General features: G+C 37.4%; 19 protein-coding genes and 1 pseudogene. 5 read left to right on the top strand and 15 right to left on the bottom strand.

Going from position 1 to position 18934, the window contains the following annotated elements; translation table 11 throughout:
• The first annotated feature begins 16 nt into the window (after nucleotides 1–16).
• A complete protein-coding gene (locus ACFSQJ_RS13280) occupies nucleotides 17–952 on the top strand; it encodes a DUF3078 domain-containing protein (protein ID WP_377767455.1) in 936 nt (311 codons plus the stop codon).
• A 267-nt stretch (nucleotides 953–1219) separates the two neighbouring features.
• On the opposite strand, the gene hflX is transcribed toward ACFSQJ_RS13280, so the two are convergent.
• Complete coding sequence (gene hflX, locus ACFSQJ_RS13275) at nucleotides 1220–2431, bottom strand: GTPase HflX (protein WP_377767454.1); 1212 nt, start codon at nucleotides 2429–2431, stop codon at nucleotides 1220–1222.
• Between the two features lie 86 nt (nucleotides 2432–2517).
• Between hflX and ACFSQJ_RS13270 the strand changes: the two genes are divergently transcribed.
• From ACFSQJ_RS13270 to ACFSQJ_RS13260, 3 genes are all read left to right on the top strand, one after another.
• On the top strand, nucleotides 2518–3285 hold the full coding sequence (locus ACFSQJ_RS13270; protein WP_377767453.1) for a TMEM175 family protein: 768 nt from the start codon (nucleotides 2518–2520) through the stop codon (nucleotides 3283–3285).
• A gap of 36 nt (nucleotides 3286–3321) precedes the next feature.
• Complete coding sequence (locus ACFSQJ_RS13265) at nucleotides 3322–4266, top strand: endonuclease/exonuclease/phosphatase family protein (RefSeq protein WP_377767452.1); 945 nt, start codon at nucleotides 3322–3324, stop codon at nucleotides 4264–4266.
• Nucleotides 4267–4408: 142 nt separating this feature from the next.
• Nucleotides 4409–6607 (top strand): S8 family serine peptidase, encoded by a 2199-nt coding sequence (locus ACFSQJ_RS13260; RefSeq protein ID WP_377767451.1) that lies wholly within the window; start codon nucleotides 4409–4411, stop codon nucleotides 6605–6607.
• Here the strand turns inward: ACFSQJ_RS13260 and ACFSQJ_RS13255 are convergent.
• Entirely contained in the window at nucleotides 6597–6965 is a 369-nt protein-coding gene (locus ACFSQJ_RS13255; RefSeq protein WP_377767450.1) for a glyoxalase/bleomycin resistance/extradiol dioxygenase family protein, read from the bottom strand. The two genes, ACFSQJ_RS13260 and ACFSQJ_RS13255, sit on opposite strands and share 11 nt — an antisense overlap.
• A complete protein-coding gene (locus ACFSQJ_RS13250; RefSeq protein WP_377767449.1) occupies nucleotides 6962–7675 on the bottom strand; it encodes a 3'-5' exonuclease in 714 nt (237 codons plus the stop codon). The genes ACFSQJ_RS13255 and ACFSQJ_RS13250 overlap by 4 nt, the downstream gene beginning before the upstream one ends.
• A gap of 80 nt (nucleotides 7676–7755) precedes the next feature.
• Here ACFSQJ_RS13250 and ACFSQJ_RS13245 point away from each other — a divergent pair, with 80 nt between their 5' ends.
• Nucleotides 7756–8868, top strand: coding sequence for a hypothetical protein (locus ACFSQJ_RS13245; RefSeq protein ID WP_377767448.1), 1113 nt, complete (start codon nucleotides 7756–7758; stop codon nucleotides 8866–8868).
• Here ACFSQJ_RS13245 and ACFSQJ_RS13240 read toward each other — a convergent pair.
• The 12 genes and pseudogenes from ACFSQJ_RS13240 to hemA all read right to left on the bottom strand — a co-directional run bounded on the left by ACFSQJ_RS13240 (nucleotide 8865) and on the right by hemA (nucleotide 18781).
• Entirely contained in the window at nucleotides 8865–9335 is a 471-nt protein-coding gene (locus tag ACFSQJ_RS13240; protein WP_377767447.1) for a methylated-DNA--[protein]-cysteine S-methyltransferase, read from the bottom strand. The two genes, ACFSQJ_RS13245 and ACFSQJ_RS13240, sit on opposite strands and share 4 nt — an antisense overlap.
• Nucleotides 9335–10456 (bottom strand): CNNM domain-containing protein, encoded by a 1122-nt coding sequence (locus ACFSQJ_RS13235; protein ID WP_377767446.1) that lies wholly within the window; start codon nucleotides 10454–10456, stop codon nucleotides 9335–9337. Before ACFSQJ_RS13235 ends, ACFSQJ_RS13240 begins: the two co-directional genes overlap by 1 nt.
• Nucleotides 10457–10505: 49 nt before the next feature.
• On the bottom strand, nucleotides 10506–11492 hold the full coding sequence (gene hemB, locus ACFSQJ_RS13230) for a porphobilinogen synthase (RefSeq protein WP_377767445.1): 987 nt from the start codon (nucleotides 11490–11492) through the stop codon (nucleotides 10506–10508).
• A gap of 112 nt (nucleotides 11493–11604) precedes the next feature.
• The gene (locus ACFSQJ_RS13225) at nucleotides 11605–12399 is read right to left on the bottom strand and encodes a PhzF family phenazine biosynthesis protein (RefSeq protein WP_377767444.1); all 795 of its coding nucleotides are present in this window, start codon (nucleotides 12397–12399) and stop codon (nucleotides 11605–11607) included.
• Complete coding sequence (locus ACFSQJ_RS13220; RefSeq protein WP_377767443.1) at nucleotides 12396–13019, bottom strand: hypothetical protein; 624 nt, start codon at nucleotides 13017–13019, stop codon at nucleotides 12396–12398. Before ACFSQJ_RS13220 ends, ACFSQJ_RS13225 begins: the two co-directional genes overlap by 4 nt.
• A 27-nt stretch (nucleotides 13020–13046) precedes the next feature.
• Nucleotides 13047–13872, bottom strand: a pseudogene (locus tag ACFSQJ_RS13215) (coproporphyrinogen III oxidase).
• A gap of 2 nt (nucleotides 13873–13874) precedes the next feature.
• Nucleotides 13875–14363, bottom strand: coding sequence for a DUF6973 domain-containing protein (locus tag ACFSQJ_RS13210; RefSeq protein WP_377767442.1), 489 nt, complete (start codon nucleotides 14361–14363; stop codon nucleotides 13875–13877).
• Nucleotides 14360–14905, bottom strand: a complete 546-nt coding sequence (locus ACFSQJ_RS13205) for a GNAT family N-acetyltransferase (protein WP_377767441.1) — start codon at nucleotides 14903–14905, stop codon at nucleotides 14360–14362. The genes ACFSQJ_RS13210 and ACFSQJ_RS13205 overlap by 4 nt, the downstream gene beginning before the upstream one ends.
• A 7-nt stretch (nucleotides 14906–14912) precedes the next feature.
• On the bottom strand, nucleotides 14913–15938 hold the full coding sequence (gene hemE, locus ACFSQJ_RS13200) for a uroporphyrinogen decarboxylase (protein WP_377767440.1): 1026 nt from the start codon (nucleotides 15936–15938) through the stop codon (nucleotides 14913–14915).
• Between the two features lie 14 nt (nucleotides 15939–15952).
• Nucleotides 15953–16630 carry a uroporphyrinogen-III synthase gene (locus ACFSQJ_RS13195; RefSeq protein ID WP_377767438.1) on the bottom strand — a complete coding sequence of 226 codons (678 nt, stop codon included), beginning with the start codon at nucleotides 16628–16630 and terminating at the stop codon, nucleotides 15953–15955.
• Nucleotides 16608–17528, bottom strand: a complete 921-nt coding sequence (gene hemC / locus ACFSQJ_RS13190) for a hydroxymethylbilane synthase (RefSeq protein WP_377767436.1) — start codon at nucleotides 17526–17528, stop codon at nucleotides 16608–16610. The genes ACFSQJ_RS13195 and hemC overlap by 23 nt, the downstream gene beginning before the upstream one ends.
• Nucleotides 17525–18781, bottom strand: a complete 1257-nt coding sequence (gene hemA / locus ACFSQJ_RS13185; RefSeq protein WP_377767434.1) for a glutamyl-tRNA reductase — start codon at nucleotides 18779–18781, stop codon at nucleotides 17525–17527. The genes hemC and hemA overlap by 4 nt, the downstream gene beginning before the upstream one ends.
• Nucleotides 18782–18934: the final 153 nt, after the last annotated feature.

Here is an 18934-nt window from a genome sequence, read left to right as displayed (position 1 = left end):
ACAAAACACTTACATTATGAAAAAAACAATTTTGGCCATAGCTATGGTTTTTACAGTTGCATTAATAAATGCACAGACAAAAGAGGAGCTAGAGGCTCAGATTGCTTCCAAGAAAGATTCAATAGCGGCTTTAACAGGGCCGATACAAGGTCGTGTAGATGCACTTCAAGCCCAAATCGATGGTATGCCCGGATGGCGAAAAGGTGCTTTCGGAACTATTGGGGGCAGCTTGTCCAATTTCAACAATTGGTTTGCGCAAGGAACACCAAACAACAGTTCAGGTAATATAGGTATTACAGGTAACGCTTTTGCGAACTTAAAGCAAGAGAAGTTTTTCTGGAACAACTCATTAAACCTTAACCTAGGTTGGGTAAAATTAGACAACAAAGACATCGATACGGATTCTGAAGATTTTGAAGCACTTACAGATGTTTTTCAATTGACGTCCTTATATGGTAGAAATATAAGTAAAACATTTGCTGTTTCCGCTTTGGGAGAGTATCGAACAACTTTATTGAACAATTTTAATGATCCAGGGTATTTAGATTTAGGTGTTGGTGGTACATGGACGCCAATAGAAAATCTAATAGTTGTAATCCATCCCTTAAACTACAATTTTGTATTTGCAGATGATGACACTATTTTTAACTCTTCTTTAGGTGCTAAAATTGTAGCGGATTACACTCGCAAAATTGGAGCAATCGGATTTAAATCTAATCTGTCTATTTTCTCAAGCTATGAAACTAGTGATTTAAGCAACTGGACATGGACAAACAATTTTTCGTACACTTTATGGAAAGGGATAGGCGTAGGTTTTGATTTTGGTTTGCGTAATAACAAACAAGAAGCTTTAAACTATCAAGTAAACACATTGGGTAATGCTGTTACTTTTGACACTTTAGACAATGAATTACAATCATTTTACACAGTTGGGTTGAGTTATTCCTTCTAAAAAGAATAATAAATACATAAATCAAAAAAGCCTCAACATTTGTTGAGGCTTTTTTATTTAAGTAGGTATAAAATTGGGGCATTAAATTCTTTTAATGGTCAAATTAGGAGTGAAAGATTTGGGAACAACACTAATAATTCAACACTTCAAATCTACGCTCAAGCATATCGAATTAAAAATATATGTTGTCAATTAGGTCTAAAACGTGGTCTTGAAAATGAAAGGTTAGGTTTGATCGATGAACCGCATCGACGAACGGTAATCCGCTTAAAACTCATCGAGATTTTCTGGGTATAAAAAGTTGTTGTAAGGGAAACGGGTGACATGAATTTCTCTTACTTCGTCATAAACTCTTTTTCGAAATGAATCTAAATTCTCTTTATTCAAGGCTGAAATAAAAAGGGCTCTATCTCCAATTTTACTGTACCAAGTTTTTTTCCACTCTTCCAAAGTAAAATGTATGCTGGTCTTCTCGGTTACCAAATCATCTTCTTCAATAATTTCAGGAGCATATTGATCTATTTTATTGAACACCATAATGGTTTTCTTATCCGCACTTTTTATTTCATCAAGAATTTTATGTACAGAATCAATATGTTCTTCAAAGTTAGGGTGCGATATATCTACTATATGCAAGAGCAAATCAGCTTCTCGTACCTCATCTAATGTGCTTTTAAAACTTTCTACCAATTGCGTAGGGAGCTTTCTTATAAAGCCTACAGTGTCGCTTAGTAAAAATGGTAAATTACCGATAACTACTTTCCGTACGGTAGTATCTAAGGTTGCGAATAGTTTATTCTCGGCAAAAACATCACTTTTACTAACAACATTCATTAAAGTGGACTTGCCAACATTGGTATATCCGATTAAGGCAACTCTTACGAGTGCTCCTCTATTGCCGCGTTGTGTTTCCATTTGACGGTCAATCTTGCCCAGTTTCTTCTTAAGTAAAGAAATTCGGTCGCGTACAATACGTCTATCGGTTTCGATCTCTGTTTCTCCGGGTCCACGCATACCAATACCCCCTTTTTGGCGCTCTAAGTGCGTCCAGAGTCCGGTTAAGCGTGGCAACAAATACTGATATTGCGCCAATTCTACCTGGGTGCGTGCATAACTAGTCTGGGCCCTTTGTGCAAAAATGTCTAAAATAAGGCTGGTGCGATCTATAATTTTACAGCGCAAAAGTTTTTCGATATTTCGCTGTTGCGCCGGGGTCAACTCATCATCAAAAATAACGGAGCCAATATCGTTTGCTTTAACGTAGGTCTGCACTTCTTCCATCTTTCCGCTACCAATTAAGGTTTTTGGATTAGGGATATCCATACGTTGCACAAAGCGCTTGGTCACCTCTCCACCAGCAGTGTAGGTCAAGAACTCTAGCTCATCTAAATACTCGGTTACCTTTTCTTCATTTTGAGATTTGTTTATAATTCCGATCAAAACCGCTTTTTCGTACTCTATGGATTTCTTCTCTAGCATAAATCAAGTAAAGTGCAAAGCTAAACAATGTTTGTAATAGCTTTTTCGTATTTTCCAGTTCTTACCAGGTAAAAGCTAAAAATATTATGGCTAAGAAGTTTTTTGTAGAAAGAGAGAAAATTTCAAGTGATGGGTTTCGATATAGAGGCTTAAGTAGTTCTAGGTTAGAAAACCTGACGGATGCAGTTTTCGGTTTCTCTATCACGCTATTGGTAATTTCTTCTCAGGTACCAACTACCTATATTGAATTACAAGCCTCTATGTATAGCTTTATAGGTTTTATTTTCTGTACGATGCTATTATTAGGTTTATGGAACAACCACAGTAATTTTTTCTTGTATTATGGATTACATGATAAAACCACAAAAGCACTCAATGCACTATTCATTTTTATGCTGCTGTTTTACATATACCCTTTAAAATATCTCTTTTCCTATATTGGCACGGCAATTTATGCCACCCTAAAAAGAAATTTAGGCGATAATTCCGAGGCGTTAAAAGTTGCATGGAGAGATTTAGCCGCTGCCGATTTAAATGTATTACAATGGAAAGATCTTATAATACGTTTTGGATTAGGTTTATTGCTAATTTATCTTATTCTAGTTTTAATGCATTTAAATGCCAATAAAAAGGCTGATGAACTTGAGCTTAGTGACAAGGAAAGATATATCACCAAAACTTTTATTCATGAATATTTATTGCTAATGTCGGTTTGTGTGTTATCAATTTTAATAGTACTTTTTTTTGGCGGCAGGGCAGCGGGTTATGCTGGAGGCGCATATACACTTATACCTATTTTACTTCCACTTTATCATAGATATCGAATACGGAAAATGAAAAAATTAGAATTGTAATCGACAAGGTACTTGTAGATTTAAATTAAAAATAGAATGAATGACAGCTATACCATTGCCTTTTATAACCTTGAGAACTTTTTTGATACGGTCAATGATAATGGAACCCTAGATGATGATTTTACACCTGACGGATTTAAACGATGGGATGACCGAAAATTTGGTATCAAGGCGAAGAAGATTGCGAAAACAATTGCTCAAATAGGTACGGACGACTCTGATACACCACCAGTATTAATTGGTATAGCGGAAGTTGAAAATAACGATGTAATTGCAACTCTCTTGAGAACTGGTAAGTTAAAGGGTATGAACTATGGTTTTGTTCATTTTGACTCTCCTGACGAAAGGGGCATTGATACCGCCTTAATTTATCATAAAGATCATTTTAGGGTAATAGAAGCGCAGACTATTCCTTTATTAATAACCAATGAAAACGGATTAAGAGATTTTACAAGGGATATTTTATATGTGCAGGGACAATTACATGAAGAGGTAGTACATGTGTTTGTTAATCATTGGCCGTCTAGAAGAGATGGTGCGGATTTAACTTCATATAAAAGGGTAGCCGCCGCAAATACCATTTTAAGAAAGCTTGATGAGTTATCTGCCACTACGGACATAACAAACGTTATCGTCATGGGCGATTTTAATGACGACCCGAATTCCGATAGTATTAAAAGGCTGATGGAATCCGATCGGTTTATTAATCCAATGCAGCAATTGCTCTCACCTGCAAGTGGTAGCGCAAATTATAAAGGTGAATGGAGCCTTTTTGATCAAATCTTGATTTCACATAGCTTTCTGAACTATGAAAAAGGAACCCATAGTTTTAAAAAAGCGGAGATATATGCCCCTAAATTTTTAAAAGAATGGAAAGGGAAGTATAAAGGAAACCCTTTTAGAACATTTGCCGGTAAAAAGTATTTGGGAGGATATAGTGATCACTTTCCGGTCTATATCATTCTAAAAAATAATTTGTAAGAATTTTCACCACAATTTTTAAACATTTCACAACAGCTTAACGCCAAAGAACATGTGTTTCATCGAAATTTTCCTGCTCTTTGTCTATAGAAAGTACTTTTAAAAATATATTTGTAGTCCAATTCTTACCTATTTTAAAGTTATGGACTATTTCAAATTTGTTGCCAAAACGAAAAATCCACTTCCCTTTGCAGTAGCAGTTTTAAGCTTTTCTGCACTTTTCGCACAATCTAAGAACGAGAGAGATGTCATCACTTCCAATTATGATAAAGAGAAACTTTCTACTTTAATTTCAAGTTTTGAGAGTGAATTTAAATCATCTTTGAATCAAATTAACAAAATGTCAAGGTCACAAAACTTTGATTTCATGACCAAATCAGATGACGGAACAATTACCGAGTTAACAGAGTTTGGCACCGATGGTTCCCCTTTATTTTATACAACTCTTAATATGCCGAGTAGCAAAGTCTCTAGAGCAAACTCCTTGCACAAAGGAGGAGCTTTAGATTTAGACCTTAACGGTTTGGATATGCAGGTAGGTGTTTGGGATGCCGGTGTAGCCTTGACGACCCATCAAGAATTTGATGGAAGGGTAATCAATTCAGATTCAAATGGTGGTGAATTGGGCGCACATGCCACGATGGTAACCGGTACAATGGTTTCATCGGGAGTAAAGCAAAACGCAAAGGGCGTAGCTTATAGAGCTACGGCATTAACGCACGATTGGACTAGGGATAAGATTGAGGTAACCGAAGCAGCGGCCAATGGATTGTTATTATCGAACCATTCTTATGGTATTAACACAAGCAGAGTTGCAGATTGGTATTTTGGATCATATATAAAAGTATCTCAAGATTGGGACAAGATAATGTATAACGCGCCTTACTATTTAATGGTAGTCGCAGCTGGAAACTCGCAGACCAAACAAGATAACAACGCCCCGATTTATGGAAAATCTCAAGATGGCTTTGATTTATTGTTAGGTTTCACTACCTCAAAAAACGGATTGGTTGTCGCCGGTGCAGATGTAAGAATAGATGGCGAAGGAGATTTAAAAGACGCTTCCGTTTCTGGTTATAGTAGTTTTGGCCCTATTGATGATGGGCGTATTAAGCCAGATTTGGCCGGCGACGGAACATCTATATATTCAACCTACTCACAAAATAATCAGAGCTATAATAGTTCTATGGGCACTTCAATGGCAGCACCTGGTGTTACCGCATCTTTATTGTTACTTCAAGAATACTACGGCGAATTAAATGGTGGATATATGAAGGCAGCAACGCTCAAAGGGCTTGCTTTACATACCGCAGATGACGTTCAAGAAGCGGGGCCGGATTATAAGATGGGCTGGGGCATATTAAACACTAAAAAAGCTGCCGAGGTTTTAACCAATAATGAATATGCTACCATAGTATCTGAAGAACGTTTAGAACACGGGCAATCATATTCAATAACGGTAAGGGCCAACGAGACAGAGCCGTTAAAAGCCTCTATTTCTTGGACCGACCCTGAAGGGCAGTTTATCAACCATGGTGATTTAAATAACCCAACAGCAGCATTGATAAACGACCTAGATATTAGAATCATAAAAGACGGTAAGACTTATTTTCCTTGGAAAATGAATGCTGCGGAAGCAAACGCAAATGCAGTTAAAGGAAACAACTTTGTTGATCCTTTTGAAAGGGTAGATATTTTAGATGCAAAAGGAGAATATACCATAACCATAACACATAAAGGAACACTTACAAATGAAGCACAAGATTTTTCGCTTATAGTTTCCGGTATAGCTTTGACTCAATGTGAATTGAAGGCCCCAAAAAATATTGAGCTGGATAAGGCGGATGAAAATAGCACATCATGGTCATGGGGCGCCGTTGAAGAAACCTTATATGAAGTTCAGTTTAAAGAAGAAAATAACTCAAATTGGAATACGGAGCTTACATGGGATAGTGCTATGCATATTTCAGGTTTAGAAGAAGGTAAAACATATCAAGTTCGTTTACGTTCGGTATGTTCTGCCAATTTAAGCTCTGAATTTAGTGAGACAATAGAATTTGTATTCAACGGAGTAACAACCCAATTAATAAAAGAAGCGGTGTCAATTTTTACTGATGAACTTACTATTTCTGTATATCCGAACCCAGCTATTTCTCAAATTAATATTGATGCAAAAACCTCATCAGATGCTGTTTATATGATTTCAACATCTTCTGGTAATACTATAAAGAGAGGCAAGGCCAACGAGCAAATCAATGTTTCGAATTTAAAATCCGGACTTTATATTCTTACTGTGCAGGATTATTCAGGTATAAAGAGCACTAAATTTTTTAAGAGCTAATTCCCTCTACAATAAAAATGGCATTATTATTTAAATCATAGAATCCGAATTCATGGGTCCCCCAGGGGGTATTCAAATGAAGCTTATCTTCATTTACAGTACCTCTTCCTATGAATTCTTTAAAAATAGGCTGAATATTCTTTACGAATACTCGAATCACAGAACCCCCTAATAGTGGGTCATCTTCAGTATCTGCATGCCACTGTAAATGAATAGAAAGCCCTTCGCGCTTTAAACAGGCATACATCTCATCTTCAAAAAGAACTTCAAAACCGGTATGTTCTTTATACCAAGCGATGTCTCTTTTAATGTCTTGAGACGGCAATACGGGGATAATTTTATCAAGTTCGGTGTTCATACTTTTTTCACTTGCTCTTCTTCAAGAAGCTCATCTCCGCGTAGGCGCAGAAAAACTTGTGCCGTAGTAACCACATCCAACTCGCAATAGGTAATAATACGGTCTAGGTCATTTTTGGCATAGTACACATCTCGAACCATACTACCATCCATATCATCTTTGGGTGAAGGAATACCAAGAACATTGGCCATTAATTTTAAAGATGTGAAGTGTTTATAGTCACCAAACTTCCATAATTCCATCGTGTCTAAATGCGGAATTTCCCATGGTTTTTTTCCGAATAAATCCAGCTTATAAGGAAGTCGAATTCCATTTATTAGCATTCTTCTGGCAATGTAAGGAAAGTCGAATTCCTTTCCGTTATGACCACAGAGCAGATGTTTGGCTTGGTTAAAATGTTCTTGAAGTAGGTTTTTAAAGTCTTTTAATAGTTTTATCTCATCTCCATAAAAAGAGGTCACCCTAAAATTTTTATCGTTTCCTTTATCAATAAAATAACCTGCCGAGATACAGATGATTTTACCGAATTCTGCCCAAATTCCTGCTCTATCGTAAAACTCTTCTGGTGTAAACTCGTCTTTTCGTTGGTATTTCGATTTTTGTTCCCATAGCAACTGTTTTTCTTCCGACAGTTCTTCAAAAGTTGCATTCTCTGGAACGGTTTCGATATCAAGAAATAGAATGTTCTCTAAATTTATTTTGTAAAACATAGGTTTAAAATAGTAAAATGAGCTGAATTAGAAATTTATGCGTCCATTTAATTGTATATTGAAAGCTTAAATTTCTTGCTATGAAATTGAAAATCTTTTTTCTATTAGTGACGATTATATTGATGATCGGATGCTCGAAAGATGAAAATTTTGTTGAAGAACCGGTAAGCGAATCAGTTAACTTTACGGTTATTGGTCAGAATGCAGAAAATCTTTTTGAGTATCGTTATAATTCAGGTTCCGCACCTTTGGATGTTGTTAATTTATCCTCTGAATTAGGTATAGAAGGAACCTTTTTGACTTTAAGACAGGTAGAAAATACAATGTCATATTATTCTTTTTCAGGGGGAGATTTTTCACTCGCCTTTAAAGATATGAATACAGGTAAAGTTGATTTGTTCCCTAGATTTTTTACCAATTCCATAGAAAATTCCATTGTTTGGGGAACAAACAGTAAAGAAACCGTTCATTTAGGTTTTTACAATCCGTCTGGCTCGACAAATGTAGGATTAAAAAATATCGATATACCGAGTTTTGAAAGCACTGACCTACAGATAGATTTTAATGTAGAAAACTTATACCAGCCCTTGTACTATGATAGAAAATTATTTATCGCCTATAAAGATGTTAGCGATCAATATAAAGTACAGGTATACAATCTAGACACTAAAAACTTTTTGGCCTCGCTAAACTTCGGCGAATTTTCACCAAGTCTTTTGATCAATGAAGAGAAAAACCTAGCGGTTATCAAGAGCCATTTGGGCATTGACACACAATTAGAGATATATGATTTTGACACCTTATCACTTCTAGAATCGACACCGATTCAACTTGAACGTTTTTTCAGCCCTGGTGAGCTCGATGTAGATTTAGTGGAGGGAAAACTTTATTATTCCTTTCAATATGCACAACCTTCAACAGTAAATTTTGGTCCGGCGATTTATGATATTGACAGAAATGAAGAAGAAAGAATAGATATGAGGTCAATTCTTGAGCAAGCGGAGGCGGTAGCACAAAAACAATTTATTTTAACCGTACAAGGATATAGTAAAGTAAAAAAGCAGTTTTACGTAGGCTATATTTCTGATGATGGGCAGTTGAACGACGGCGGTGTTTTAGTAATTTCTGAAGGTGGAGAACTTATAGAAAATGTTTCGGTACCTTTTGCACCGATGTATTTTTTGAAGGATTAAAATAGACTTTGCTGCTTGGCCGGGCTTTCATGTTCCAACAACCATTTTTTACGATGAAGCCCGCCTGCATACCCGGTTAAATCTCCATTACTTCCAATAACACGATGGCAGGGCACCACTATCCATAATGGGTTTTTGCCGTTAGCGGCGGCTACAGCTCGAATGGCTTTTACATCACCTAAATTCTTTGAAAGTTCTAGGTAAGAAACTGTTTTTCCATAGGGAATTCTAAGAAGTGCGTCCCAAACTCTTTTTTGAAAATCGGTACCTTCAGGGTTTAGTTTTAGGTCAAAAACAGTCCGTTTGCCATCAAAGTATTCTGAAAATTGATACACGGCATCTTCCAATACTTCTGGTATGATCTCATTGGGGCTATCTCCATCAAAAACGGTTATTGATGCCAATCCGTTTTCATCACCTCTTAGCTCTGCATAGCCTATAGGAGTTTGTAGATAGGCCGTCTCCATTACTCCACTTCGTTTGAACCTTCAATAATACCCAAACGTTTTGCCCTTGCTTCCCAGTTTTTTCTGGCCAGAACCTGTAAATCTTCTACATTATCGCTCTCATCCATAATTTCAAGACCTAGCAGGGTCTCAATAACATCTTCCATGGTAACGATACCACTTACCGAACCGTACTCATCTACAACCAAAGAAATATGCTCTTTCTTCTCTACAAATTTTTCAAACAATTCAGGGATTGGTTTATCCCGATTGGTAATCAAAATTTCTCTTTTTATAGTTCCAAGCGTTTTATTTCCACTTTTATTGATGATGGCTTCCAACAACTCATCTTTCAGGAAAAATCCGGTGATATTATCTGCACGATCTTTAAAAACTGGTATTCTCGAAAAACGAAATGGGCGGTTATTGTCAAAAAAATCTTGAATAGTGGTGTCTTCCGAGGCAATTTTCATTACTGTTCTTGGGGTCATGATATCCTTTGCCTGAATTTCATTAAAGGTCAAAAGATTTCTAATAACAGTCGATTCCGATTCTTGAAAAACACCTTCTTCTTCTGCAATATCTGTCATTGCCGTAAAATCTTCCTTGCTAAAAACACTTCCATGATGTCCTTTGCCCCCAACTAATTTGGTGAAAAGCTGCAGGACCCAAAGTAAGCCGGTCCATTTCATAAAAAAGACCATTGCCTTTAGGGCCTTTGAGGTGAAATTGGCGAGCTGTTTCCAATAGGTTGCCCCGATGGTTTTTGGTATAATTTCCGAAGCGACTAAAATTAGAATGGTCATTATCGTAGAAACGACACCCACCATTAGGTCTTCGGTAAACTCGATTCCAAAAATGGATCTTGTTGTGCTTCCATAGAGTTCTGTATAGGCTACTTTAGCCTGAACACCAACTAAAATAGCACCAACAGTGTGGGCAATGGTGTTTAGCGTAAGAATAGCGATTAAAGGCTTGTCGACATCTTTTTTCATCTCTTCCAAGGCTTTGGCATAAGCTTTACCTTCTTGCTTTTTTACATTTAAAAAAGTTGGTGTAATGCTCAGAAGAACAGCCTCAAGAATAGAGCATAGAAAAGAAAAGAAAATAGAAATAAAAGCGTAAAAAACGAGGAGACCCATAAGCTAGTTGTATTCAATTTAAAAGTAGTCAAATTTTAAGGAAATCTGGCTACATTAATTTGACGGCGTCTTTTGCAAAGTAACTGGCAATAATATTAGCGCCTGCCCTTTTGATGGCAATTAGTTGTTCCATCATCACGGAATCATGGTCTAACCACCCTTTCTCGGCCGCTGCTTTGACCATGGCATATTCACCTGAAACTTGATAAACTGCTACTGGCACATCAACTTCATTTTTTATTTCACGTACGATATCTAAATAACAAAGCCCTGGTTTTACCATAACAATATCGGCACCTTCGTCAATATCTTGTTGCGTTTCTTTTATAGCTTCAAACCGATTTGCAGAATCCATTTGATAGGTTTTCTTGTCCTTAGGGACATCTTTTATATCTACTGGTGCTGAATCTAAAGCATCTCTAAATGGACCGTAAAAAGCACTGGCATATTTAGCGGAGTAGCTCATAATTCCGGTATCTTGAAAGCCCTCATCTTCGAGGGCTTCACGAATGGTAAGTATACGACCGTCCATCATATCACTTGGTGCTACAAAGTCTGCCCCAGCTGATGCATGGGAAACACTCATCTCGGCCAGTATTTCACAGGTCTCGTCATTTAATATTTGTCCTTCTGCCACAATACCGTCATGCCCGTAAGAAGAAAAGGGATCCAGGGCAACATCGGTCATGACCAACATTTCAGGGCAGGTATTCTTAACCGTTTTAATGGCGCGTTGCATTAGTCCATCAGGATTCAAGGCTTCAGTGCCCTTATTGTCTTTTAGCTGGTCATCAACTTTTACAAAAAGTAAAACAGCACAAAGCCCCATTTGCCATAATTCTTTAACTTCTTTTTCAAGAACATCAAGGCTCATGCGATAGTAATTGGGCATTGAAGCGATTTCTTCTTTAACACCTTTTCCTTCCACAATGAAAATAGGAACTAAAAAGTCGCTGGGGGTAATAATGGTTTCACGAACGAGGTGACGAATTGCGTCTGATGTTCGTAATCGTCTATTTCTTATAAGTGGGTACATTTCTTAAGTTTTTAGTGAAAAGCTTAAAGCTTTAAAGTGATTCTTATTTCGTTATCTTACATCTTACATCTTACATCTTACATCTTACATCTTACATCTTACATCTTACATCTTATAGCTTTATATTAATTTCCCCAATTAAATAAGGAACAGCTTTCCCTGCAATTTTAACGCGCTCTCCTAAATACTCACAAACCAAATCTCCACCTCTTTTAGAAAGTTGTTTAGCTGTCATTTCTGTTTTTCCAAAAACTTTTGACCAGTAAGGGGTCATGGTTGTGTGTGCAGAACCTGTTACGGGGTCTTCAGGCACACCACATTGAGGAGCAAAAAACCTGGAAACAAAGTCCACTTTATCACCAGGGGCCGAAACAATGACTCCACGGCAATCTAATTTGTTCAATAATGTGAAATCTGGTTCAATTTCTTCTATTTCTTGCTGCGAATTGTATATCAAAAGGTAGTCGGTCTTACCTTTTATGGTTCGTTCAGGTGTTAAACCTATAGCTTTATTAATCTCTGTATTACCTTGAATAGCAACTATTTTGTCCGAAGGAAAATCCATAACCATATAATTATCATTCGCTTTTTGCACAAGTAGCTCACCACTACGATGAGAATAAAAACGAATGGTATTTTCTAAATGGCCATGATAGTTATAAAGTACATATGCCGAAGCTAAAGTGGCATGTCCACATAGATCTACTTCAATTTCTGGAGTAAACCAGCGCAGTTCATATGTTGCATTTCTTTGTACAATAAACGCGGTCTCAGCTAAATTATTCTCTTGCGCAATGGCTTGCATCATTTTAGCATCTAACCATTCATCTAAAATGCAAACGGCAGCAGGGTTACCACCAAAAACATAATCGGTAAAAGCATCTATTTGGTAAATTTTTAATTTCATTGGCTGATTAATGATGTTATTTTTCGCTCATTATTAGTACCTGTGAATACAATGATATCTTCTTCATACGTGGCATCACTAAGAGAAGTAATAAAGTCTAAAATTGCTGCTTTATGGTCGTTTGCCGCTATCGAATCGAAACTAATTTTATCCTTTTTGACAAGAACATGCCCCTTAAAATCATTTAAAAGATTGCTTTTTGCGGCATACTCCATGGCCGCGTCCGTATATCCAAAGAAATGTATCGTAGAATCATTAACCATATTTCCTAAAAAGAGCGATATGTTTTTGCCTGTATCCCAAGAAGTGACTTGAAAAACAAAATTGCCGTTTTCCATTTTTTTCCTCCTTAAATAGATAGGTTCGGCTTTTTTTGAAGTGTTGCCGTAAGAGGTAACTATCCATAATTTTTTCTGGTCACCTTTCTTGGCTGCTTTTACCACGAATACTTCATCCTTTTTAAGTGTTTTACCAGTTTTAGGATACCAGTACTTGTAGCTTATGTTATGCAAAGGGGTATTGTGGTCGGTTAGCACGAAATCATCGGCGGTAATTTCATTACAAGCGTAAAAAAGAACAATGGGCAATAGAAGACCTAGAATGTGAACTGCTTTTTTCATCTTTTAATTTTTCTTAAAATTACAGGTTTAAACCCATTCTTTGGGTTCTTTTAATACCGCAACCAACTTTTCTTCTTCACTGCCTTTCTGGGGGTGATGGTCGTATTTCCATTGCACATGGGGCGGAAGACTCATTAAAATACTCTCTATACGGCCATTGGTCTTTAATCCAAATAAAGTGCCTTTATCGTGAACCAAATTAAATTCTACGTAACGCCCGCGCCTAATTTCCTGCCAATCAAGCTGAGATTCCTTGTATGNATCTTTCAATGTCCATTTCTTTATTTGGTTTGCAGTAATCAAAAAATAAACCGCCGATGCCTCTAGCCTCATTGCGGTGAGCATTCCAAAAATACGTATCACAGCGTTTTTTATACTTGTTGTAAAATTCGGCATTATGCTTATCGCAGGCTTCTTTACAAATAGTATGAAAGTGAATGGCATCTTCTTCAAAAAGATAGTAAGGGGTAAGGTCTTGCCCGCCACCGAACCATTGATCGACCAACTTCCCTGATTTATCATACATTTCAAAATAGCGCCAATTTGCATGAACTGTGGGTACCATTGGATTTTTGGGATGCAAAACTAGACTTAAACCACAAGCAAAAAAGTCGGCATCTTTTACCCCAAAATAATTTTGCATGCTTTCAGGTAAGGCACCATGTACTGCAGAGATGTTTACGCCTCCTTTTTCAAAAACGGCACCGTTTTCAATAACACGTGTTCTTCCCCCGCCACCTTCCGGTCTCTTCCAAATATCTTCTTGAAACTTGGCTGCACCGTCAATTTCTTCAAGCTTAGAAGTGATGGTGTTCTGAAGTTGTTGTATGTAATTATAGAATTTATCCTTCATAATTAATCCGTTAGATGAACCAATGAAAATTGATGTTTTTCCAAAGAAACCTGTTTGGTAATTTTAATGGACTTTTTGGTCAACTCCAACACAATTTGAATTACTTCTTCAATCTTCTTGTCTTTATGTTTATTAAAAAGCCAACGCCCAACATGGTTATTGTGTAAATCCATTTTTCGGGCCATTTCCCTATTCCTAAATGCGTTTTCGTGCCAATCGGTAATGTTTTTAACCCAGTTGAGAATGTAATCTGTCTTTTCTGACCATTTGGTACATTTCTTGGCTATTAAATAATTCCAGAATGCATGTCTGAAAGCATTTGCCGGGGTATTTTGGTAATGCAACCTACCATAATGTTTAGTAGAAACTGCCAGGCATTCTCTTGTTGCGTTCAAAGTAGGATAAATAAAGAACGGATTTTTAATACCTAGCAGCACAAGCTGCCAAAAGCTTTTAAAATTAATTCGCTTTATAGTCTTAAAAAGGTTCATGCAGTTCCCTCTTTATAAAGTTCATAAAGTTCCATATCAACGAATTCTCCATTTGGCAATTGAAAGTTCTTTGGAAAAGTTCTTTGCCAGGTAAAACCGTTCTTTTCTGCGACCCTTGTGCTTGCAATATTGTTCTGATTTGCGATTACCTGTAAGGTGCATAGCCCTGCCTCTTTAAAAGCCCAATCGATAATTTTACTAACCGATTTTGTGATGATTCCTTTTCCGGCATATTGGTAACCGATGCAATAGGCCAGTTCGCCCTGTCCTTCTTTTTTTAGAAGCTCTTTTACATAGATTAAGCCAATAATAGTCCTATCGGTATTTTCTTTTATAGTAAAGAGGTATTCTTCTTTTGACTCAAATTGTTTTACCTTTTTCTCAACAAACAATTTTGAAAGCGTAGGATTAAGATTTTCTTTTAAGGTGCCTGGAAAGTAGTTGGCAAACCGATCTGCATTCGACACCATTAAATCGCACAAACGCCATGCATCCTTGATATGGATGGGAGAAATGCTGTAATTATCGAAGTCTATTTGCATAAATATCTTAAACGGTATATTCTTTAACCGCCTCTACAAAGGCACCTGCATTTTCTAGGGGAATATTCGGTAAAATACCATGACCAAGGTTCACGATATAGTTGTCTTTTCCGAATTCATTTATCATTTGATGTACCATTCTTTTTATTTCCGATGGTGGCGACAACAACCTTGAGGGATCAAAGTTGCCCTGTAATGTAATTTTACCACCACTGAGATGGCGCGCGTTTCTAGCGGAACAGGTCCAGTCGACACCTAATGCGGAAGCACCAGATTTAGCCATATCATTTAGAGCAAACCAACAGCCTTTACCAAAAACTATTACAGGGGCTTCATCCTTTAAGGCATCAATTATCTGTTGAATGTATTGAAAGGAGAATTCTTGATAATCCGTCGGAGACAACATTCCCCCCCAAGAATCAAATACTTGAACGGCATTGACCCCGGCTTTTACTTTTTCCTTTAAATAGGCTATAGTGGTATCGGTGATTTTTTGAAGTAGTTGGTGTGCAGCTGCGGGTTGTGTAAAGCAGAATCCCTTTGCCAGATCAAAATTCTTGCTTCCTTGCCCCTGAATGCAGTAGCACAAAATAGTCCATGGTGAACCTGCAAAACCAATAAGTGGAATTTCATAATTCAACTTTTCCTTGGTCATTTTTATAGCATCCATGACGTAGCCCAAAGTGTCTTCAATGTCTGGCACAATAACACTATCTAAGTCTTTAGGCTTTCGTATTGGATTTGGTAAATAGGGCCCAAAATTAGGTTTCATTTCTACCTCAATATTCATGGCTTGCGGAATTACCAGAATGTCACTGAAAAGAATTGCCGCGTCCATACCATAGCGTTTAATAGGCTGCACCGTGATTTCAGAGGCCAGTTCTGGGGTTTGGCATCGTGTAAAGAAATCGTATTTCTTTTTAATTGCCATAAATTCCGGTAGGTAACGTCCCGCTTGGCGCATCATCCATACCGGAGGTCTATCTACGGTTTCTCCTTTTAAGGCTTTTAAAAATAAATCATTTTTGATCATAGTTTGTTACTTGTTTAAATTCCCATGAATAAGGGGGAATTAAAGTGTTTAATGGCTTGTACCAATACATTTTCTATAGTTGGTTTGTTGGCAATAACCACCTGGTCGGTATGTTTTTTAGCTTCTTCGGCGGTCGTTTCTCCAATACAAAAAGCCCAGCTAGGGGTTAAACTGTTTTCTTTGGTAAAACTTAGCACACCACTCGGACTAAAAAATAGAATGCCGTCAAAAGTGCTGTCAAAACGCTTGTAATTTAGAGTAGTATTATAGCAAATCACTTCTTTATACCGAACGTTATTATTTTTGAATGCTTCGGATAGCTCTGGCCGTCTTAAATTGCCAGACAAAATGAAAAAAGAGTTGTTTTTATATTTTTGGACTATAATTTTGCTCAATTTTGAGGCATTTTCTGCCGTTTCAAGTACTTTTAGGTTGTTTTCCTTCAACAATAATTTTGTCTTCTCGCCTACACAAAACACATTTTTAGTATAAATATCAGGGTGGTGCATACTTTTAAGAAAAGCTTTTACACCATTTTGGCTAGTGAAGATATAGTTGTTGAATTCTTCGTCAATTTCAACAGGTAAATACTCAATGGATATGGCACTATAGTCCACGAAATTTTGCTTTGCATTAAGCAACAACTCTTTCTGGGAAGGTGACAATAGTCTAGTGGATAGTATTGAGCTCATCTTTTATGCTTTCCATCAAGGCTTTACCGCCGTTCTCTAAAATCTCTAAGGCACATTGTTTGCCAAAGTCCTTTACTAGCTCAATAGTGCACTCTTTCAAGGTTTCTAACTGTTGTTGGCCATCTAAAGAGTGTAAACAACCTTTAAAATATACTGTTTGGTCTTTAATTTCGGCTAAAGCTCCGATGGGCGCGGTACAACCGCCTTCTAAAGTTCTCAAAAATTCTCGTTCAATTGAAGTGCATATATCAGTTTTGTGGTGATTTAACGGTTCAATTTGTGCTAGTATTTCTTTTTCTTTTTCAAGCCCAACAATCAGCATTGCCCCTTGTGCAGGGGCAGGAGTCATCCAATCTAAAAGCACCGCATCTTTTGGCAATAGCTTTATGCGTTCAAGACCAGCTTTAGCGAATATTGCCCCGTTCCATCCATTTTCAATGAGTTTTAAAAGGCGACTGTTTACATTACCTCGTAAATCGACAACGGAGTGGTCAGGATATCGATGTAACCACTGGGCTTTTCTTCGCAGACTCCCTGTGGCTATGGTGCCTTTTCCTTTCAAAAAGTCCGTACCCAGATGTACCAGAATGTCTTGGGTGGCGGCTCTTTCAAGAACTGCCGCCTTAACAATACCCTTTGGTAGCTGCGTAGGCACATCTTTCATGGAGTGTACCGCAATGTCAATGTCACCTTTCAATAAAGCGACATCGAGGGTTTTTGTGAAAATTCCGGTAATACCCAATTCATAGAGTGGTTTGTCTAGCACCAAATCTCCGGTGGATTTTACCGGTACCAATTGGGTGTTCAAGCCCAGTTCATCTAATTTTTGCTGTACGGTTGTGGCTTGCCAAAGTGCTAATTCGCTATCGCGAGTTCCAATACGAATTACTTTGCTCATTTGGAATCTATTTCAAGCTGAAACACTTTTTGAATTAGCGCTAAACTGTCATCGGTATCTACCTCGGGTTTTTTGAGGTGATTGGCAAATTGCTTGGTAATTTTTTGAATGATGCGTTCTGAGACCAATTCTGCCTGTTCTTGATTAAAATTGGTAAGTTTTTTAGAGTGAAAGTCCAATTCTTCCTCTTTCATCATCATTAACTTCTCTTTTAATGCATTAATTACTGGGGCGAACTTTCGCGTTTCTAGCCATTTGATGAACTCGGTTTTTACCTCGTCGATTATGGCATGTGCTTTAGGAATGTATGCCTTTCTATTGGCCAGGGTCTCATCAGTAATTTGCGATAACTGATCTAAATGCACCAGAGTGACATTGTCCAGTTCCATGACATCATCATGCACATTTTTAGGAACTGATAAATCTAAAATCAATAACGGCTTTTTCGAGTGTATAACGGCTTTTGATATCGTTGGTAGCTGCGCTCCAGTGGCCACCACTAAAATATCAGACTTACGGATCTCTGTTTGTAAATCACCATAGTCTTTTACCACCAATTGAAATTTACCTGCAACTGCCTCCGCCTTTTCTTTGGTTCTGTTGATTAAGGTAATATGTGAATTGTCAGTATGCTTAACGAGATTTTCACAGGTATTTCTACCTATTTTTCCAGTGCCAAAAAGTAAAATGTTCTTTTCTGAAATATCAGGAATGGTATTCAAGATATATTTTACCGATGCAAAGGCAACAGAAGTCGCCCCACTAGATAGCTCGGTTTCGTTCTTAATACGTTTGCTTGCCTGTATAACCGAATTACACAACCGTTCTAAAAACGGATTTGACATCCCGTGTTTTTTGGATCTATAAAAGCTTTGCTTTATTTGGCTTATGATTTCAAAATCTCCAAGAATTTGGCTGTCCAGTCCAGTGCCAACATGAAATAAATGATTAAAAGCATCATGATTTTTGTACACGTAGGCCACTTCTTGAAATTCTTCAACCGTGCCTTTGGTATGCTTACATAGTAACTGGATCAATTGAAAAGGGTGCTGCGCAAAACCGAACAATTCAGTGCGGTTACAAGTGGAAATTGCCATTAGGCCTTCAGCACCTTCTTTCTTGGCATCAAGGGTTATAGCATCTATCTTGGGTACATCTAAGCTGAACTTGCCGCGAACTTCGGCATCTGCTTTTTTATAGCTTAAGCCAATTGCGTAAAAAGAACTATGTTTTGAAAGATGGTAATTCTTCATTGTACTGAAACAGCGTTGCAAAAGTACGATCACCTATAATCAAAAAATAACGCTAGCGGTACTATAAATAACAACAAAAGGAGTTTTAGAGGTATTTTTGGGCCAATTCTTTGTGAAACACTGTGTTTATTGACAAAAATATTAAAGAATTCT

This window comes from Croceitalea marina (assembly GCF_042684265.1).
GTDB lineage: Bacteria > Bacteroidota > Bacteroidia > Flavobacteriales > Flavobacteriaceae > Croceitalea > Croceitalea marina.
Note: the sequence above shows the minus strand (reverse complement) of the source record. Positions and strands in the feature narration are given on the sequence as shown.

Excerpts from the sequence above, each read along its gene's own strand:
- ACFSQJ_RS13280 (WP_377767455.1), top strand. The coding sequence starts at position 17 with ATGAAAAAAACAATTTTGGCCATAGCTATGGTTTTTACAGTTGCATTA.
- hflX (WP_377767454.1), bottom strand. The coding sequence starts at position 2,431 with ATGCTAGAGAAGAAATCCATAGAGTACGAAAAAGCGGTTTTGATCGGA.
- ACFSQJ_RS13270 (WP_377767453.1), top strand. The coding sequence starts at position 2,518 with ATGGCTAAGAAGTTTTTTGTAGAAAGAGAGAAAATTTCAAGTGATGGG.
- ACFSQJ_RS13265 (WP_377767452.1), top strand. The coding sequence starts at position 3,322 with ATGAATGACAGCTATACCATTGCCTTTTATAACCTTGAGAACTTTTTT.
- ACFSQJ_RS13260 (WP_377767451.1), top strand. The coding sequence starts at position 4,409 with ATGGACTATTTCAAATTTGTTGCCAAAACGAAAAATCCACTTCCCTTT.
- ACFSQJ_RS13255 (WP_377767450.1), bottom strand. The coding sequence starts at position 6,965 with ATGAACACCGAACTTGATAAAATTATCCCCGTATTGCCGTCTCAAGAC.
- ACFSQJ_RS13250 (WP_377767449.1), bottom strand. The coding sequence starts at position 7,675 with ATGTTTTACAAAATAAATTTAGAGAACATTCTATTTCTTGATATCGAA.
- ACFSQJ_RS13245 (WP_377767448.1), top strand. The coding sequence starts at position 7,756 with ATGAAATTGAAAATCTTTTTTCTATTAGTGACGATTATATTGATGATC.
- ACFSQJ_RS13240 (WP_377767447.1), bottom strand. The coding sequence starts at position 9,335 with ATGGAGACGGCCTATCTACAAACTCCTATAGGCTATGCAGAGCTAAGA.
- ACFSQJ_RS13235 (WP_377767446.1), bottom strand. The coding sequence starts at position 10,456 with ATGGGTCTCCTCGTTTTTTACGCTTTTATTTCTATTTTCTTTTCTTTT.
- hemB (WP_377767445.1), bottom strand. The coding sequence starts at position 11,492 with ATGTACCCACTTATAAGAAATAGACGATTACGAACATCAGACGCAATT.
- ACFSQJ_RS13225 (WP_377767444.1), bottom strand. The coding sequence starts at position 12,399 with ATGAAATTAAAAATTTACCAAATAGATGCTTTTACCGATTATGTTTTT.
- ACFSQJ_RS13220 (WP_377767443.1), bottom strand. The coding sequence starts at position 13,019 with ATGAAAAAAGCAGTTCACATTCTAGGTCTTCTATTGCCCATTGTTCTT.
- ACFSQJ_RS13210 (WP_377767442.1), bottom strand. The coding sequence starts at position 14,363 with ATGAACCTTTTTAAGACTATAAAGCGAATTAATTTTAAAAGCTTTTGG.
- ACFSQJ_RS13205 (WP_377767441.1), bottom strand. The coding sequence starts at position 14,905 with ATGCAAATAGACTTCGATAATTACAGCATTTCTCCCATCCATATCAAG.
- hemE (WP_377767440.1), bottom strand. The coding sequence starts at position 15,938 with ATGATCAAAAATGATTTATTTTTAAAAGCCTTAAAAGGAGAAACCGTA.
- ACFSQJ_RS13195 (WP_377767438.1), bottom strand. The coding sequence starts at position 16,630 with ATGAGCTCAATACTATCCACTAGACTATTGTCACCTTCCCAGAAAGAG.
- hemC (WP_377767436.1), bottom strand. The coding sequence starts at position 17,528 with ATGAGCAAAGTAATTCGTATTGGAACTCGCGATAGCGAATTAGCACTT.
- hemA (WP_377767434.1), bottom strand. The coding sequence starts at position 18,781 with ATGAAGAATTACCATCTTTCAAAACATAGTTCTTTTTACGCAATTGGC.